The following is a 19,265-nucleotide window of genomic DNA, read 5'->3' on the forward strand; positions in this document are numbered from 1 at the left end:
CAATTGAAATAATTAATTTATTTGGAGAGGTTATAGCGGTGAGTATAATGTAATTTTTTATAAAAAAAGGGTGCCCAATTTTGGACACCCTTTTTACAATACTTTTTATTCTTTTATTATTTGTTCTATTCGATGAAAATTTTCATTTGAGATTTTAAGAAAGTAAGCACCTTTGGGTAGTTCCGAGAGGTTCATTTTATGACTTATTCCACTTGCTTTTTCAGCTATCACAACTTTCCCTGTCATATTTATCAAGAAAATGTCCACCGGATTTATTAATACTTTGCCAAAATCTATATTAAGTATTTCAGTGACAGGTATTGGATAACAATTAATTTGAAAAGCGTTATTGTTCAACTGGCTTGAATTTATTATAGCGCTTTTCAAACCTGAGCAACTTACGCCAATCGGGTTAAGGCCTGTAATGCTCATATAATCAATATTCGATAATCCGGATGAGGAAGTGGCTTCTAACCGAATAAGCTTTGTGCCGGCCGTTAAATTAATGTTTGTTGAATATGTTTCAGCCCATGTTGTCCAGGAACCGGTATAAGGAAAACTTACATTTGATACGACGTCGACGCCATCAACTATTAAACGTGCTGGCCTATCAGATGTTCCACCGTTTGCATGTCGCCATACCAATTGGTAAAAACCATCAGAAGGAATATTGACTGACCAGGTAATCCCATTTTCAGAGGCATTGGTGGTGTTTGCAAAGCCATCACCGGTATAGCCTGAATTATTATTATCAATGGTGCCGTCGACACTACAAAAACCTATTTTATTCTCTTGTAATGTTAAGGTATTGATCCCACAATTATTGGCAGTCGCACCTTCCCCGGATGGACTAATATTTCCAATATATAATTTATCCAATAAGGCGCCATCCTCGCGGTAAGCTATCGTAAGCGTATGACTGCCAGTATCCAAAGAGTAGGTCTGGCATTGTTTCCAGGTCCAGTTTGTATAAATGCCAAGGTTATTCCATAGAAACCATGAGCCATCATCCATTTTAACCCAAAATGAGTCATCTGTATCAGCTGTCGTAATTACACGTGCCCAGAGATCATATAATCCGTTGGACACATCGAAGGTATATGTAATATACCCTATTTCACTAGTAGGGGCACTATCTGTACTATTGTTTCCTGATTGTATGGTTACATATTGGTCGTTAGAGGCATTATCATCGGAAAATTTATTCCACAATGAACCAACATTACCACATTCAGCTTCCATCCATACTTCTGAGTTACCCAGACCGCCTACCTCAATAATGTCTGGGTCGGGCGGTGTATCCATCCCAACTCCAAAGTAAAATCCTACATTAGGAGGCATATTATACCCAACATTTTGCCATGCAATGCTTAATCGATATATTGGATCATGCATTAAAGTGTACATTCTTTGTGACGTTGGATAGGGTGTTGTAAAAACAATCAGTTTATCATTTTCATAATGCCTATAAATAATTTCTTCTCTCCAATCGCCCATTATATCAGCTGATAAGCAAGGATTATATTTTGTACTATTATTACTTGTAGCACCATAATTATAGATTGTAGAAATTCTGTCGGTATTGTTATTCGCCGAATTCCATTTTGTTATAACGGTTCTGTCGAGTAATTCCCTTAAAAGGTCGCCATCCCACCAAATTCCGAAATTATAAGTCCAACCTCCACCCGCAGTTGTTGGATAGGCTGTTGTGATAACCGAACCGGTGCATGAATGTATACCAGAACCATTACTACCCCACATTTCATACCCGATGTAATTAGGATCAATATCAGCAGTTAAGCATCTTCCAACATCGCCACTGGCCGGTTGTGTGAATTTCATGGCACCTGAAGCTGCATTTCTTAACGAAAGACCCGGGATTGTTGATCCATTAGCAGATTCATGACACATAAAGTATTCCAATCCTGAACTATTCGGATTAATATCGGAAAGATGACCGGCATCTCCATGTTTTAAACCTGTTGAATATAAACCTGATCCATCGTCATCAATTGCACAAGCGCCGTACATTATTTCATCTTTTCCATCATTGTCAACATCTCCAACAGCAAGATTATGATTTCCTTGTCCTTCATAAGAACTATATCCGTTGTTCGTGTCGAATACCCATCTGCTTGTCAGGTTGCCATCGCGATAGTCCCAGGCTGCTGCAACAATTCGGGTGTAATATCCACGGCACATAACCAAACTGGGGCGCGTACCATCCAGATATGCTATACAAGCTAGAAATCGATCAACACGGTTGCCATAACTGTCGCCCCAATCGGATACTGTACCTCTAGCCGGGACATAAGAAACAGTTTCTAATGCACGTCCTGTTAACCCGGAAAATACGGTGAGATACTCCGGTCCTGAAAGAATGTAACCGCTTGAATTTCTGTAGTCAGCGCTTGAGCTGCCAATAACGTTGCCCTGTCCATCAATGGTGCCGTCAGCTGTTTTACATGCCACTTCCGCATCACCATCACCATCCAGATCATAAACCATAAATTGTGTATAATGAGCACCTGATCTAATATTAATACCCAAGTTTATTCTCCACAGTCTTGTTCCATCCATTTCCATCCCATCTAAAATGGTGTTCCCTGTGTAACCTCCCTGAGAATTGTCCTTGGCATTTGTAGGTTGCCATTTTAATACAATTTCATAATCTCCATCACCATCCAGATCGCCTACACTACAATCATTTGCTGTATAGGTATAAGCGACGCCATCGGGCGTGGTACCTCCGGCAGGTACCGAAAGTGGAATTGTTTTGTAAAATTGAATCCATGGCACGACTCCTTCTGATTTGGGTTGTTCATTACCATTGATAACAGCTGACACACTGTAAGATTCATCTGTACTTATGTTGTCAACATAGTTTGAAACAGATAAGTTGGATGCAATTCTGGTAGATCCGCGATAAAGGTTGTAAGTCGCATTGCTGCTATATTCAGGCCCTAAAATACGCCAGCTTACTAAAACCTCATTGGTGCTGGTTCTTACAGCTACCGTTCCTCTGTTTAATTTTTCCATGTAACGTTGAGCTTGAGTGCTGCTAATTAACGTGATACATACAAGGCAGGTTAATACTAGATTCTTTTTCATAAACAATTTTTAATGGTTAGTAATTAATTTTTACATATTGATTTTTCTCACTATAATCCAAACATCATATTTCATTATGTTAGTGTTTTCTTTTTAATACTTAGAGTCTGTCTATAAAGTTCTTATACTGCAGTACGTTTGTTTTCAAAATGGTTATTAACTTCAGTAAACTTATATTTTTTCGAGTTACGCACGCCTTGAAGCTAAATTTTGCGGCTTAAATTCACGAATTTATGGACCTCCTTACCTCTTTTTAGCAAGCAAATGCCATTTTTTGTCTTATTAAAGTTTTTAAATTGTTCATTTAAGATCGTTATTCTGTGGTTTTCGAGCTTCGAAATAAACCTACTTGCAAAAAACTCCCAAGTACCAATGGAATTGGAAGTGTGAGTTTCATACGACTTATAAAAAATAAATATCTACGTATGAAAGTCTCCCAAATAAAATTCTCTTATGTGCCACCTGCATTTTCGGGCATGCACTACTTATTATTTTTAAAAGAATGCAATGCATACTTTGATTTATATTTATAGCGAATTCAAATATTTTATATATAAAAGGATTAATAATGTGTCTTTTGGTTAATTGGTTGCAAATTAAATAATTATGTCTTAAATAAAAATTTAGAGGTCATATATCCACATTCTTTTTGAATTTTTTGGTTATTTAGTGTCTGTCCATAAACTAAGTGTTTGAAATATAAAGTTCAAATTCAAGGCTTGCGAAGTCATAAAAATCAAGGAGTTTACTTTTCGTAAATGACTGTTTTTATGACAAGCATAACGCAGAAGTTGACTTTATAGACAAACACTATTTAGTGTCATAGTTTTAACATTTTATCTTTTATGAAAGTCATCAAATTATTAAAAGGGTCGTTTTTGAGTTTGTTGTTGATTTTAGGCACCAAAAGTTTCAGTAATGAGAATTTCTTATCTGCTACCCGAACTTTTGGAAAAGCATTCAGTCGATATTTTCAACTATTGTTTTTGTTGCTATTGCTTGGTTGCAATGTTGAAAAGGGAAAAGATACCATTGATTTGAAAGGAGATTGGTTGGTTACGCTTGATCCGGATGATAGAGGGGTTAACGAAAATTGGTTTAAAGAAATACAAGCTGAATCACAAATAATTGAATTACCGTCTACTCTTGATGAAGCGCGTATAGGTGATAGTGTCGAAGCAGAAGTTAAGTTGGATAAAAATACGTTATATGAGCTGTCGCGGAAATACCGTTATATTGGGGCTGCCTGGTATCAAAAAGAAATAAATATTTCAGAATCATTGGATAACAAAGAGATGGTTTTGGAGATGGAGCGTGTTATTTGGAAGTCGCAAGTGTGGGTCGATGGCAATTATAAAGGAATGGATAACAGTTTGGTCACAGCTCATCGTATTGGGCTGGGTAAACTGTCTGCCGGTAAACATCTGATTACTATTTGTATTGATAACCGTCAGCAATTTGATATTTTTGATGATTCACGTGAACGATCATTGGCACATGCTTATACTGAAACGACACAAACAAAATGGAATGGTATTTTAGGTGACTTTAAAATTACGGCATTGGACGATGTTCAGATCAATGATTTACAAGTCTATCCCGATGTTGATAAAGGAGTCATCCTAATTAAGATCTTGGGACAAAATGTTGAAGGGAAAGAGCTTGTTGTAGATGTTGTTGATAATGAAGGTAATCGTGTTGCTAAAGAAGACGTGATTGCCAACAGTCTTGTATTACCTGAAATAAAGGGCAATTTCAAATTATGGGACGAACATCATCCATTTGTTTATTCTGTTTTTATTAAAAACAGGGCCGGAAAGGTTTTAGCCAATAGTAATTTTGGAATGCGTAAAATAGAATCCATAGGTAAGGATATGTTGCTAAATGGAAAGCGAATTTTTTTACGTGGAACTTTAGAGTGCTGTATATTTCCCTTGCTTGGTCATCCGCCATTGGATGAGCAGGGGTGGGAAAAAGTTTTCGGAGCAGCCAAAAGCTATGGGTTGAATCATTTGCGTTTTCATTCATGGTGTCCTCCTGAGGCAGCATTTGCCGTTGCCGACCGGATGGGGTTTTATTTACAGGTTGAAATGCCAAATTGGTCGCTTAAGTATGGCGATGATGAAAATATGGTTGACTGGATGGAAAACGAAGGCCGACGGATGCTTAAGAATTACGGAAACCACCCATCGTTTTGCATGATGTCTTTAGGCAATGAGTTGGAAGGAGATTATTCACAATTAGCTGGATTTGTTGGTGAACTTAGAAATATTGATCGTCGACATCTGTATACTATTACCTCATTTACTTTTCAAAATCGCCATTCCAGAGAACCCGATGAGGTTGATGATTATTGGATTACCCAGTGGACAAAAGATGGTTGGGTTAGAGGTCAGGGAGTGTTCGATCGTTATTCTCCTTCTTTTGATAAGGATTATCGCGCCAGTATCGAATTTCTCGATATTCCTTTAATAACTCATGAAATCGGACAGTACTCAGTTTATCCTAATCTTAAAGAAATTGATAAATATACCGGTGTATTATCGCCGCTTAATTTTAAAGCAATAAAGGCTGACTTAATTGCAAAAGGCAGACTTGATAAAGCGGAGGATTACCTGAAAGCTTCAGGGCATTTGGCAAAAATATTATATAAAGAAGAGGTGGAGCGTGCTTTAAAAACATCTGGCGTTAGTGGTTTTCAGTTGCTCGATTTACATGATTTTCCCGGCCAGGGCACTGCATTGGTGGGTATGTTGGATGCTTTTTGGGATTCTAAAGGTATCGTGTCTGGAAATGAATTTAAAAATTTTTGTAGTGAACTGGTTCCTCTTTTAAAGTTTGAAAAAGCAGTTTATACCAATGATGAGGTGTTTACGGCAAAAGCGGAGGTTGCTAATTATTGGGCAGAGCTTAAAAATCCGGTCTTTGAATGGCAGGTATTAAAAGAGGAGCAATTATTAAAATCGGGTGAATTCAATATTGAAAAGATTGAACAAGGCAGTTTTGCTGAAATTGGCAGTTTCGATTTTGATTTAAGTGAAATTGTCGATCCATCGAAGTTGGATATTCGGCTAACCTTAAAGGGCAGTCGTTACAAAAATGAATGGTCGATTTGGGTATATCCTCATAATCAGGTTCCGGATTATAAAGATGTGGTGGTAACGTCAGACTGGAACAAGGCTGAAAAGGAATTGGCGAAAGGAGGGACAGTATTGTTAACCCCGGAGTTAAGAGCTCTTAATGGCATTGAAGGTAAATTTGTTCCAGTTTTTTGGAGTCCGGTTCATTTTCCCAATCAACCCGGATCAATGGGATTACTTATCGATAATCAACATCCTGGTTTTAACCATTTTCCAACTGATTTTTATACAAATTGGCAATGGTGGGATTTGTGCAAGAGATCAAAATCATTAGAAATGAAAGATCTGGAAGTCAGGCAGATTGTAACCGTGATCGATAATTTTTTTAAAAACCGCGATTTGTCAAATTTGTTTGAAGCAAAGGTAGGTAAGGGCAGACTTCTGTTTAGTAGTATTGATTTGCACTCTGAAATGGATAATCGGGTTGTCGCAAATGCTCTTTTATGTAGTCTTATTGATTATATGAATTCAACGGACTTTTCGCCACTTAATAGCGTTGATTTTGAATCCCTAAAGACTCGGTTCGAGCGCGATTCCAATTAAACGAAAGAAGGAAAGAAATCAGCTTTTTTGACTTAGTGTTAACTGGAATCAGGATTGTTTGCGATGCGTTTGTTATCCTTTTAATTTAGTTTTGTATGTTTTAGGAGAAACGCCCATCTGTTTTTTAAATATTCTTGAGAAGTAGAATGGATCATCATAGCCAATTCTTAAAGCGATTTCTTTCAAACGCATTGATGTATGATCCAATAACTGACAGGCATATTGTATCTTAAGTTGTATCAGATAGTCCATGGGGGAATGTCTTGTCTTTTTCTTGAATTCAAAAGAGTAATGCGATGTAGATAACCCGGCTTGTTTAGCTAGTTGTTGTAACGTTAATTTCGATTGCAAGTTTTCACGCATATAGTGAATCGATGAGGCAATCATATCTTTATCTTTTATTTTTCGCATTTGTCTGAATTGACTTAGAAACCGGAACGAACCCAGAAAATGCCATAGGCATATATTGGTGTAACTAACATTGTCGAGGCTATATCCCATTTCCAGATTATTCATTATTTCTTCAAATAATTGCAATCTATCGTCAATACGGTCAATAGAGGAAGGTGTAATGCTCTGTGCCGAACTAATATTATTTGAAAAGAAAGGCGCCTGGCTGCCTGTGTAATGAACCCAATAAATACTCCATGGGTTTTGTTTGTTTGAGCCATATGAATGGGGTTTATTGGCTGGAATGATAAAATATTGGTTTGCTTTAACTGTTATTTTTTTCCTGTCAACAGTAATCCACCCACTACCACTGGTACAGTACATTAGTATATATTGAGGGCAACCTTCTGGCCTTGCCCGATAGTGATTTATTGCTTTAGGATAGTAGCCAATATCGGTAATATACAGTGTTTGGTTAAGAGGTTCATTCATAATTTGATGAATGATATGTTCAGGTATTACAAAGGTACGTTGCCCTTGAAAGCCATCCCGTTTTTCCATAACGTTATTTTTAATGAGCGAATTTAATAATATAGTCCATGTTTTTAGTTGAAAGTTCCATGTTTTTTTTAAGGATTACTAACTTATTTTGTAGATCGTTAATAATTGGAGTATCTATTGCAATTTTATTTTATGGATCGAATAAAATATAATACAAAATACATTTTCTCTATTTCAATGGTATCAGCCCTTGGTGGTCTACTCTTTGGATATGATTGGGTTGTAATTGGAGGGGCAAAACCATTTTATGAACAATTTTTTGATATCGCTACTTCACCCAATATGCAGGGATGGGCTATGGGAAGTGCCTTGCTGGGGTGCTTGCTTGGCGCTATATTGTCGGGTATGTTAAGTGATCGCTTCGGTCGTAAAAGGTTACTAATTTTTGCGGCATTTCTTTTTACTTTATCTGCTGTTGGGACCGGGGCAACCGATGTTTTTAGTCTGTTTCTTATTTATCGTATTATAGGAGGTATAGGCATTGGGTTAGCATCTAATTTGTCGCCCATGTATATTGCCGAGATAGCACCAGCCCGGATGCGGGGTAAGTATGTGTCAATAAATCAATTAACGATAGTTATTGGGATATTGGCGGCGCAATTGGCAAACTGGCAAATTGCCGAGTCTGTGCCAGAATCATTTACTCCAGCTGATATTTTAGCATCGTGGAATGGTCAAATGGGCTGGCGAATAATGTTTTGGGCTGAAGTAATACCGGCCGGATTGTTTTTCTTGCTTATGTTTTTTGTTCCGGAAAGCCCCCGTTGGTTAGCCAAAAATGGTAACGAACAGAAAGTTGAGGCTATTCTTCAACATATTGGGGGGGAGCAGTATGCCCGGGAAGAATATGCCAGTATTCGTAAGTCGATGGAAAATGAATCGGCGAAAGTGAATTTCAGGTATTTGTTAAGACCGGGGTTACGCAAAGTGCTGATTATTGGTGTAGTATTGGCTGCATTTCAACAGTGGAGTGGTATTAATGTAATCTTTAATTATGCAGAAGAAGTTTTTAAAGCAGCCGGCTTCGGCGTTTCTGATATTCTTTTCAATATTGTTATAACTGGCAGTGTTAACCTGGTTTTTACGTTTGTGGCTTTGTTTACCATCGATAAATTAGGACGAAGAGCTTTAATGTTGATGGGAGCAGGCGGTTTAGCTGCCATATATACAATCATGGGCGCTGCATATTATTTTCATATTTCCGGATGGATTTTATTGGTTTTGGTTTTATTTGCCATTGCTTGTTATGCCATGTCGCTTGCACCGGTTGTTTGGGTGGTTATTTCTGAAATATTTCCAAATAAGATAAGGGGTGCCGCCATGGCTGTGGCTACAGTTTCGTTGTGGTTGGCCAGTTTTTTATTGACGTATACTTTTCCAATATTGAATAAGGCTTTTGGTGCTTCCGGTACCTTTTGGCTATACGGCGTTATTTGCGTAGGCGGATTGATTTTTATTTATAAGAATTTACCCGAAACAAAAGGAAAATCACTCGAAGAGATAGAATCTGAGATGGTTAAATAGTGCTGTTTTTAAGCATTTTGGTTTTCCTGTTAATATGAAACGAGCCATGAGAGGGAACTCACACACAGAAGTATGATTAATTCTGGCGGGTTTCATATGGCAACTGAAAAATAAATTATAATCATATGAAACGAGCCATAGGAATTGATTCACACACAGAAGCATGATTATCCCGGCGGGTTCCATATGGCAACTGAAAAACAAATTATAATCATATGAATACAGGCGTAAAGGCATGGCGCGAAAAGGTTGTTATTCCTACATATGAGGTGGGACGTCCTGAGAAAAATCCCATATTTCTTGAAAAACGTGTTTATCAGGGGAGTAGTGGTGTTGTTTATCCGCATCCTGTCATTGAAAAAATTAGCGATAAAAAGGTCGATAAGGCATGGCATGCTATATATCTTGAAAATAAGTATCTGAAAATTATGGTTTTGCCCGAGTTAGGCGGCCGTGTTCAGATGGCTTATGATAAAACAAAGCAACGTCATTTTGTTTATTATAACCAGGTGATTAAACCTGCTTTGGTTGGCTTAACCGGACCTTGGATTTCGGGCGGTATTGAGTTTAACTGGCCCCAGCATCACCGCCCGTCGACTTATGATCCCGTTGATTCAACCATTGAGGAAAATGAGGATGGAAGTGTTACGGTCTGGTGCAGTGAACTTGAACGTATGTTTCGAACCAAAGGAATGGCTGGATTTACGCTTTATCCTGATAAGGCTTATCTGGAGATAAAAGTGAAGTTGTATAATAGGACTCCTCATCCTCAAACATTTTTATGGTGGGCTAATCCTGCTGTAAAGGTTAATGATGATTATCAATCGGTGTTTCCCCCCGATGTTAATGCTGTTTTTGACCATGGAAAAAGGGATGTCTCAAGTTTTCCTATCGCAACCGGTAAATATTACAAAGTAGATTATTCTGCTGGTGTGGATATTTCACGGTATAAAAATATTCCCGTTCCAACAAGTTACATGGCCATTCAATCAAAATATGATTTTGTTGGCGGCTTTGAAAATGATTCTCAGGGTGGGTTATTACATGTGGCAGATCATCATCAGTCGCCTGGTAAAAAGCAGTGGACTTGGGGGCATGGCGATTTTGGCCAGGCCTGGGATCGGAATTTAACTGATGAGGATGGACCATATATTGAATTAATGTGTGGTGTATATACCGACAATCAGCCCGATTTTACATGGTTACAGCCATATGAGGAAAAGAGTTTCAAGCAATATTTTATGCCTTATCGCGATTTGGGCGTGGTTAAAAATGCGACAAAGGAGGCGATGCTTAATTTTGAGAAAGAAGGCGCCAAATACCGTTTGAAAGTTTATAGTACATCAAACTATCCCAATGCTAAAATCATACTAAAATCAGATGGACGGGAGGTTTTTTCAACAACATTGAATCTTTCTCCCGAAATGAGCTATGATAAGCTAATTGAGGCGGGTTTGAATATCGAGGATATATACCTTTGTGTCCAAAGTCAGGATGGAAAAATATTGGTCGACTGGCAAACAGAGCCTGAGACGTTAAAGCCAATTCCTGATCCGGCCAAAGCGGCTAAAGATCCTGCAGAAATTAAATCTGTTGAGCAATTGTATTTGAGAGGTTTGCATTTAGAGCAATATCGGCATGCAACCTATAATCCTGTTGATTATTATCAGGAAGCTTTAAAACGTGAACCAACAGATGTGCGAAATAACAACGCAATGGGATTGTGGTTGTTACGTAAAGGGCAATTCAAGAAGGCTGAGTCGTATTTTAGGACCGCTGTTAAGACTTTGACAGAAAGGAATCCAAATCCTTATGATGGAGAGCCTTTATACAACCTGGGTTTATCTCTTCGGATGCAAGGTGATTATGAAGAGGCATACAAGTATTTTTTTAAATCCACCTGGAATGGTGCATGGCAGGATAGTGGGTATTTTCAGGCCGCGCAAATAGATTCCATTTTAGACAATAAGGAAAAAGCTCTTGAATTGGTCGATCGCTCATTATGGCGTAACTGGTTGAACCATAAAGCTCGTCATTTGAAAACGATGTTGTTGCGGGTGAGTGGCCAGCATAATGAAGCTTTGAAGTGGATTGAAGAATCATTGAAATTGGATCAATTTAATTTTGGCGTCTTATTTGAAAAATATCTAATCACGAAAAATCCGGCTGATCTTCTTCGATTAACCAGGCTGATGCGCGATAATGTGCATAATTATATTGAGTTTTCGCTTGATTATGCAATGGCTGGCTTTACGACTGAGGCTATAAAGTTCCTGGATATTTTTTTAGAGGGGAAGAATGAAGTATACCCAATGGCATGGTATTTTATGGGTTATTATTATGAGTTAGCAGCTTGTGACACACAATCAAAGGAAGCTTTTGCTAAAGCTGCGGCAATGCCACCCGATTATTGTTTCCCAAATAAGCCTGAGGAATTAATAGTACTTCAAAAAGCCGTTGAATTAAATGCCGACGATGCCAAAGCCTGGTATTATATGGGGAATTTTTGGTATGGATCGCGCCAGTACAAAGAGGCTATTGCGTGTTGGGAAACATCGGGAGGTCTGGATGCTGGTTTTCCTACTGTTCACCGAAATCTGGCTCTTGCTTATTTTAATAAAGAAAATGATGCTCAGAAAGCGTTGGTTTCTTTAGAAGCCGCCTTTAAACTTGATGAAACTGATGCGCGCGTATTAATGGAACTTGATCAACTTTATAAAAAGATGGGTGCATCATTCAGCAAACGTTTGAAAATTCTTGAAAATCATCCTTTTGAGGTTGAGTGTCGCGATGATTTGTATTTGGAAAGGATTACGCTTTATAATCTGTTAGGAAAGGAAGAGAAGGCCTTAGAATTAATTATGGCCCGGCAGTTTCACCCATGGGAAGGTGGCGAAGGAAAAGTTACCGGTCAGTATTTATTTTGTCATATTGAGTTGGCAAAAAAGGCAATCGACGACGGGCTTTACGAGAAGGCGATTCAGCATATTGAAGCCACTTTTAATTATCCGCATAATCTGGGCGAAGGTAAATTAACCGGCGCGCAGGAAAATGATGCTTACTATTGGTTAGGATGTGCATATGATGGGCTTGGTGATAAGGTAAAGGCTAATGAGGCATGGGAAATTGCGGCTGTTGGTTTGTCGGAACCCGCTGCTGTGATGTATTATAATGACCAACAACCGGATAAGATTTTTTATCAGGGATTAGCTTTGTTAAAGTTGGGAAGAAAGGATGCTGCCAATAGCCGGTTTAATAAATTGTTGAAGTTTGGCGAAAAGCAGTTGTTTGTGCCTTTTAAAATGGATTATTTTGCCGTATCTCTGCCTGATTTGTTAATTTTTGAAGATGATTTACAAAAACGTCACGAGTTGTATTGTCACTATCTTATGGCTCTTGGATATCTTGGCTTAGGCAATGTTGATAAAGCTCAAAAGGAATTTTTATTTATTAAAAATGCCGATCATTATCATATAGGGGCAATAATACATGAGAGGATGGTGGAGAGCAAATAAGCTTAATTTTGAGGAGTATGTGAGGGGTATTGTTGTATTGTTTTCGTTTTCACAGTTTCATTATACGATAAAGCTATAGTTGCCTAATTTTTTTTGCGTGGTATATAGCTGCTTTTTCTTGTTCCGTCACCTCTTCTGGGTGGCGGAACTTTTTTTTATTGGTTAATGTGAAAGTTCTTTTTACGCGCAAAGCATTTGAATATAATGGAACATCGGTTATTGATTTTTGAGGCGAAAGTATATTGTTTTATTTATCGGGATTAATCTGTTGTTAGTCGACTGTTTTTTACATTTTTACACATATGTATTGTTTTTTTACACATTTGTGATAGTCCCTGTTTTTTTTTGAAAGAATCTTTGAGTAATAGATTTAGATACTTCTGATTATTGACCCAATTGGAGTTTTAGTAATTAAATAAAAATTTATTTATCTATGAAAAAAAGATGTAATTGTACAGGATGTTATTCTTGTATGTTAAGTCAAACATTAAAAATTGTGAAAATATCTTTGTTGTTTTTGATGGCAGGATCTGTTCACATATTAGCTGAGGAATATCCCGAACGGAATCACCTGGATAATCATTCTGAAATAAATGGACGCATTACTGAAGAAAGAGGTGTTTTTCAGAATGAAGAGAAATCCATTGATGGAACTGTCATTGATGATACGGGGTTTCCTATTCCTGGAGTCACAATTCAGGTGAAAGGTACCAGTATAGGAACGATTACTGATATGGATGGCAACTATTCAATAAATGTTGGTTCTGATGCTGCCGTGTTGGTTTTTTCTTTTGTTGGAATGAAGACCCGGGAGGTTCTTGTTGGTACCCAATCGCAAATAGATATTTCAATGCAACCAGATGTGCTTAATTTGAACGATGTTGTTGTAATAGGTTACGGTACTCAACGTAAGGGAGATGTGACAAGTGCTGTGGCTAGTGTGAAATCAGAAGATTTTATTCAGGGAAAAGTTCAGGATGCAGCAGAGCTGATTAAAGGAAAAATTGCCGGATTGACGATTTCCAAAGGGAGCGGAGATCCTAATGCTGAATCTACAATACGCTTACGTGGTGTTATCTCTTTGGAAGGAAGTTCTACCCCACTGGTGTTAATTGATGGTGTGGAAGGGGGACTTGGCACTGTGGCTCCCGAAAACATCGAATCGATTGATGTGTTGAAAGATGCTTCAGCTGCTGCTATTTATGGTACGCGTGGAGCTAACGGTGTTATTATTATAACGACCAAATCGGGGAAACGTGGAACTGATACCCGTGCTGGGTATTCGGGCTATTTGTCTTTGGCTGAATTTGGAAAAACGCTTGACTTCATGGGCTCTGATGAAATAAGGGAGGGGTTAACTGATTTTACCGACAAAGGGTATGATACGGATTGGTTAGAAGCTATTTCTCAAAAGGCTTTTACACATAACCATGATTTCTACATTTCAGGCGGAACTAAACAAACAACCTATTCGGGCGATTTTAATTATCGAAAGGAGGAAGGAGTTATAATAGATACCTATAATGAAGAAATGCGTATGAGCTTTGATATATCGCATTGGATGATGAACGATATGTTAAAAGTTAATCTTAATATGGTAAAGGGGCTTCATGAGAATAGTGCTACTAATGCCAACGATAATGGAGCTTCCAATATCTACCGACAGGCCATTATCCGCAATCCGACTGAGCCTATATGGAACGAAGACGGAACTTTCAGGGAAGATTTTCAGGTAAATTACTACTACAATCCGGTGGGGATGATTAAAGAACGAAAGGGTAGTTACGAGTCTGAATGGACCCGTATCACCGGAAATATAACCATTGAGCCCGTAGAGGATTGGCAAACCAACCTGATGCTGGCTACCCGTCGCTCAAACTCCCACGATAAAGGTTATTACACCTCTGAGTATTTCAGTCAGAAAATGGATAACCATACCGGTTATGCTTATCATTCACAAGCCGATAGCAAAACCGATAATCTGGAGATTACTTCTAAGTATAATAAAAACTTCAATAGTCATCGACTTAGTCTATTGGCCGGGTATAGCTATCAATACAACCTGAATCAGGGCTTTAATGCCAATAACTATGATTACCAGACTGATTTTTTTGAATACAATAACCTCAATGTGGGGGCAGCACTGAAGGAAGGAAAAGCCGGAATGGGAAGCTACAAAAATGATAACAAACTGATCGGTTTTTTTGGTCGTGTGAGCTATGGTTATGCCAATAAATACAACGCATTGCTAAGTCTGCGTCGCGAAGGTTCTTCCAAATTCGGTGAAAACAATGAATGGGGAAATTTCCCGTCGGCTTCATTGGGGTGGACCATCAGTAATGAAGGTTTTATGAGTAATGTGAGCTGGCTGGAGAATCTGAAAGTGCGCGCCGGGTACGGGGTCACAGGAGTGATTCCCAATGATTCTTATCTTTCGCTTACGCGCTATTCCTTAGGGAGTTCATATTATTACGAAAATGGAGACTGGAAACCAGGCCTGGAGGTGCAGTCAAATCCTAATCCCGATTTGAAGTGGGAAACATCTGAGGAGGTGAATATTGGTCTCGATTTTAGTGTGCTCAACGACCGGTTGGGAGGTTCCATCGATGTCTATAACAAAGAAACTTCTGACATGTTGTGGAGATACAAAGTGCCTACGCCTCCCAATTTGTACTCGGAAACATTGGCCAATGTGGGCGAAATGCGCAATAGGGGGATCGAGGTCGCCATCAATGCTACACCTGTAAAGAAGGGGCGCTTTGAATGGAATACCACCATTACAGCTTCGCACAACAAAAACAAACTGCTAAGTTTGTCCAACGATCTGTACGAAACCGCCAACGAACAGGATGATGCCTGGTTAGGTGAGCCGATATCCATTCCAACTCAACGTCTTGAAATAGGCGAATCTTTGGGGAATTTCTTCGGACTTAAATCTGTTGGCGTTTCGGAAAATGGTTTGTGGCTGATTGAGAATCCTGAAAGCGGAGAAGCTGAAGAGTTTACAGATAACATGTTGAACAACGACAATTATCGGCAATATCTGGGGAATGGTTTACCGGATGTGTATCTTGGATGGAGTAATAGTTTCCGTTACGGAGATTTCGATCTGAGTTTCCAGATGACCAGTCAGCTGGGTTTCCAGATACTAAATGAGCCACGTGCTTTTTATGAGAACAACTCTATCGCCTATAACCGGCTGCGTTCTGTTCAGAAGGCTCCCTATGGCGGAGAGTATACTTTGTCTCCGGCTCAAAAACAGACCATTGTCAGTTATTATCTTGAAGATGGAGACTTCCTGAAATTGACTAATTTGACTGTGGGCTATACGCTTCCAGTTGGTCAGAATAGTTATGTGGAGAAGATTCGCGCTTATGTTTCGGGAGACAATCTGTTTTGCATTACCGGATATGACGGGCTGGATCCTGAACTTTCCAATGGAAATGTGAGGTCTTTGGGAATTGACTGGCGGGACAAGTATCCTGTGATTCGGTCATTTACATTCGGTGTGAACGTTACATTTTAAAACCTGATAACATTATGAAAATGAGAATATATAAATCCATTAAAGTGGTAGTTTTTGGTGTGCTGGCATTTTCATTCAGTGGTTGTACTGACTTGGATGAGACTATTTACGATACCATTGCGGCTGAGAAATATGAGTTTTCGGAGAAAGATGCTGCCAGTATGTTTGCTCCTGTCTATAGCAGTTTAAGAGATGTGTATTGGGGATGGAACGGCTATTGTGACATACAGGCTGAATCATCTGATTTATGGTGTACGCCTTATCGAATTGGCATTGGTTGGGGAGATCTTTACGTCTCCATGCATAAACATGAGTTTCATTCCCAGATTGGACATTATTGGACAGAATGGAACGGGGCTTATTCAGGAATTAATGCTTGCAATAAATTATTGGCAGATGAGGCCGTTCAAAATTCTGAGTCCGCCGTTGCGCAATTAAGAGGTTATCGCGCTCTTTATTATTACATATTGTTTGATCTGTTCCGAAATATACCTTTAGATATCACATATGATCACCCGGAGGGTTGGTTGCCAGAGCAGGCAGAGCCTCAGCAAACATGGGATTTTATCATTGAAGAGTTAAATGATATAAAAGGAAACTGTGGAGAAGATAATGGTATGGGGCAGATTAATAACTATACCGTAAATATGATTTTGGCTAAAATGTATTTGAATCACAACGCATGGTTTAATGATCATTCTGATAATACATATTATGGCAAAGCCATTGATGAAGTAAATGAGGTTATAAATAGTGGGAAATTTGCCCTGGCTCCTGATTATTCTGATAATTTTAAAGAGGATATCTCGGGATCATCTGAAATTATTTTCGGAATTCCTTTTGAAGAAAAATATGCAGGCGGAAACTACTATGCCAATAAATGGATTCATACGGCAGGTAGAGCGGTTTGGGGATTCAATGGCTGGGCTACCGGTGGTAGTGCGGCTTTACCCCAGTTTATAGATACTTATGATGCCGATGATAGCCGTTTTGACGATTGTTGGACCCTTGGACAGCAGTATGATCAGAGTGGAAGTCCCATTTATGTGGATAGTGAACCCCTTGTTTATACCAAAGAGCTTCATAGTATTGATAACCCCGGCTGTTATCCTTTTGAAGGTGCCAGATTGATCAAATATGAAATATTGTCTGGTGACTTTGGTACAAGTTACGACGATGTTCCATTTTTCAGACTGGCGGATGCTTATATGATTAAGGCTGAATGTTTGTTGCGAATGGGCGGATATAATGGAGAAACAGAAGCCGATGCAGCTGCATTGGTGACGCGCGTTCGTCAACGGGCTTTCAAAGATAATCCCTCAAAAGCCATTCGCACTGTGCAGGATCTAAAGGGGGGTAGTGTTTATGAATACGGTTACCGTGAGAACCAGGGGAAAATGGGTGAAGAAGATATCTGGGTGACTATCTATGAAGGTGGAGCGGATATTGAACTGGGTGGTTTGCTGGATGATCTGGCCTGGGAGTTTGTTGCTGAGCACCATCGGCGTCAGGATCTGATTCGATTCAGAATCAATGGCTCCAATCAGTCGGTTTACAATGGCAAGTCATGGTTCTGTAAAGAAGCAAATGCTGATCCGTTAGCGAGTCATTCTAACATTTTCCCAATCCCAAAGGATTTTATGGATGGGAACCCTAATCTTGTGCAGAATCCAGGTTATGGGAATTAATTTTCGTTGCACTAATAGCATAACTCGTATTAGTAATAAATCTCAAGTGCTTGATAGGAAATGTTCAAAGGCAAGGCTTGCGAAGTCCGACAAATGTGAGTTTACTCCCGTAAATAACCATTTTTAGGACAAGCATAACGCGAAAGTTGGCCTTTTTTTGCAAGCACTAACTAAAAAAAAACTAATGAAGACAAATCTGATATATCTATTAATAAGTTTTCTGATTGTCATGCTGGGATCTTGTAATGACAGCATTGAAGACGCAAGCAATAAACATGTGTATAGTGAGGATGAAAATCCTTATTTGAAGTCCGATATTGAAGCAATTATTGGTCATAATATTGAATTTGAGGTTGGACGTTTTGAACCTCAGGTTATTTATCTGGATGATTACGCTAATGTCTTTCATGATAAAATGAATTTAACCGTGGACGAGGTTGTTAGTGGCTTGAAAAATGAAAGCGTGGTGTTTTATAATATTAATGCTTCGAGAAGCCATTGGGATAAAATTGCGCCAACCAAAGGAGAATCGGGATGGTATTATAACTCTGCAGGTGGTATTACTGAGGGTGACCAAGGGTATGTTGCAAGTCTCGAATTTGATGAAATTAATAGGCAATTAATTATTGATGTTAATGAAGCCGCAGAAGCGGGATTAGAAACATCTTTTAATGTCGGATTTGCCTTGAATGGACCTGATTATGATGACTATGTCCGATTTTTGTTTAATGTGGCCGTTACGGATCCTTCTCTGATTATTACTAGTGTGACTATTCCGGATGGTGATTATGCTTCTGCTTCTGTTAATTTGTATGATTATGCCGATGTTATCGCCTATAATATGGGTATTGATGTAGACGAATTTTTGAGTAATCTGGATGCAAACGAGGAGGGAACCATTCATCTGTATGTGGTTGACAGGGAAACTGGTGCTTGGGATGCCGAAAGCAGCTATACTGCCAACCCTCCGGGCTACTGGATGAATGCCTCAGGAGCAGTGTGCTCATGGGGTGATGATGGCTTTACCCTCTTTGCTGAATTGAATATGGATGAAGGACTGCTGAATATTGGTCGCGCACCGGATTTGACTGCCGGATCATCTTATAAAATTAGTCTGGGCTTCAGGGATATAAATGATGAAATGAATTTTGTCCGTTTCATTATTACTGTCACATTAGAATAGAAATTACTACTCCGGCAATGAACCATATTACTCCCTTGTGATTATCGCAGTGTCAAAAGCTGCGGTAATCATTGGGGAGATTGG

8 protein-coding genes are annotated in these 19,265 nt (G+C 38.9%); 6 read left to right on the top strand and 2 right to left on the bottom strand.

Going from position 1 to position 19,265, the window contains the following annotated elements:
* Positions 1–105: 105 nt before the first annotated feature.
* A complete protein-coding gene (locus ACT3CD_RS12225; RefSeq protein ID WP_444645918.1) occupies positions 106–3,111 on the bottom strand; it encodes a rhamnogalacturonan lyase family protein in 3,006 nt (1,001 codons plus the stop codon).
* Positions 3,112–3,956: 845 nt separating this feature from the next.
* On the opposite strand from ACT3CD_RS12225, the gene ACT3CD_RS12230 reads away from it, so the two are divergent.
* Complete coding sequence (locus tag ACT3CD_RS12230; RefSeq protein ID WP_444645919.1) at positions 3,957–6,794, top strand: sugar-binding domain-containing protein; 2,838 nt, start codon at positions 3,957–3,959, stop codon at positions 6,792–6,794.
* 72 nt (positions 6,795–6,866) lie between these two features.
* Here ACT3CD_RS12230 and ACT3CD_RS12235 read toward each other — a convergent pair whose 3' ends face one another.
* The gene (locus ACT3CD_RS12235) at positions 6,867–7,745 is read right to left on the bottom strand and encodes a helix-turn-helix domain-containing protein (RefSeq protein WP_444645920.1); all 879 of its coding nucleotides are present in this window, start codon (positions 7,743–7,745) and stop codon (positions 6,867–6,869) included.
* A gap of 132 nt (positions 7,746–7,877) precedes the next feature.
* Between ACT3CD_RS12235 and ACT3CD_RS12240 the strand changes: the two genes are divergently transcribed.
* From ACT3CD_RS12240 to ACT3CD_RS12260, 5 genes are all read left to right on the top strand, one after another.
* On the top strand, positions 7,878–9,269 hold the full coding sequence (locus ACT3CD_RS12240) for a sugar porter family MFS transporter (protein ID WP_444645921.1): 1,392 nt from the start codon (positions 7,878–7,880) through the stop codon (positions 9,267–9,269).
* A 215-nt stretch (positions 9,270–9,484) separates the two neighbouring features.
* Positions 9,485–12,784 carry a DUF5107 domain-containing protein gene (locus ACT3CD_RS12245; protein WP_444645922.1) on the top strand — a complete coding sequence of 1,100 codons (3,300 nt, stop codon included), beginning with the start codon at positions 9,485–9,487 and terminating at the stop codon, positions 12,782–12,784.
* A gap of 496 nt (positions 12,785–13,280) precedes the next feature.
* Positions 13,281–16,310 carry a SusC/RagA family TonB-linked outer membrane protein gene (locus ACT3CD_RS12250; protein WP_444645923.1) on the top strand — a complete coding sequence of 1,010 codons (3,030 nt, stop codon included), beginning with the start codon at positions 13,281–13,283 and terminating at the stop codon, positions 16,308–16,310.
* 14 nt (positions 16,311–16,324) lie between these two features.
* Positions 16,325–17,998 (top strand): RagB/SusD family nutrient uptake outer membrane protein, encoded by a 1,674-nt coding sequence (locus ACT3CD_RS12255; RefSeq protein ID WP_444645924.1) that lies wholly within the window; start codon positions 16,325–16,327, stop codon positions 17,996–17,998.
* A gap of 184 nt (positions 17,999–18,182) precedes the next feature.
* Entirely contained in the window at positions 18,183–19,181 is a 999-nt protein-coding gene (locus ACT3CD_RS12260; protein ID WP_444645925.1) for a DUF4859 domain-containing protein, read from the top strand.
* Positions 19,182–19,265: the final 84 nt, after the last annotated feature.

This window comes from Geofilum sp. OHC36d9, from assembly GCF_052400685.1.
Classification (GTDB): Bacteria; Bacteroidota; Bacteroidia; order Bacteroidales; family Marinilabiliaceae; genus CAZHHH01.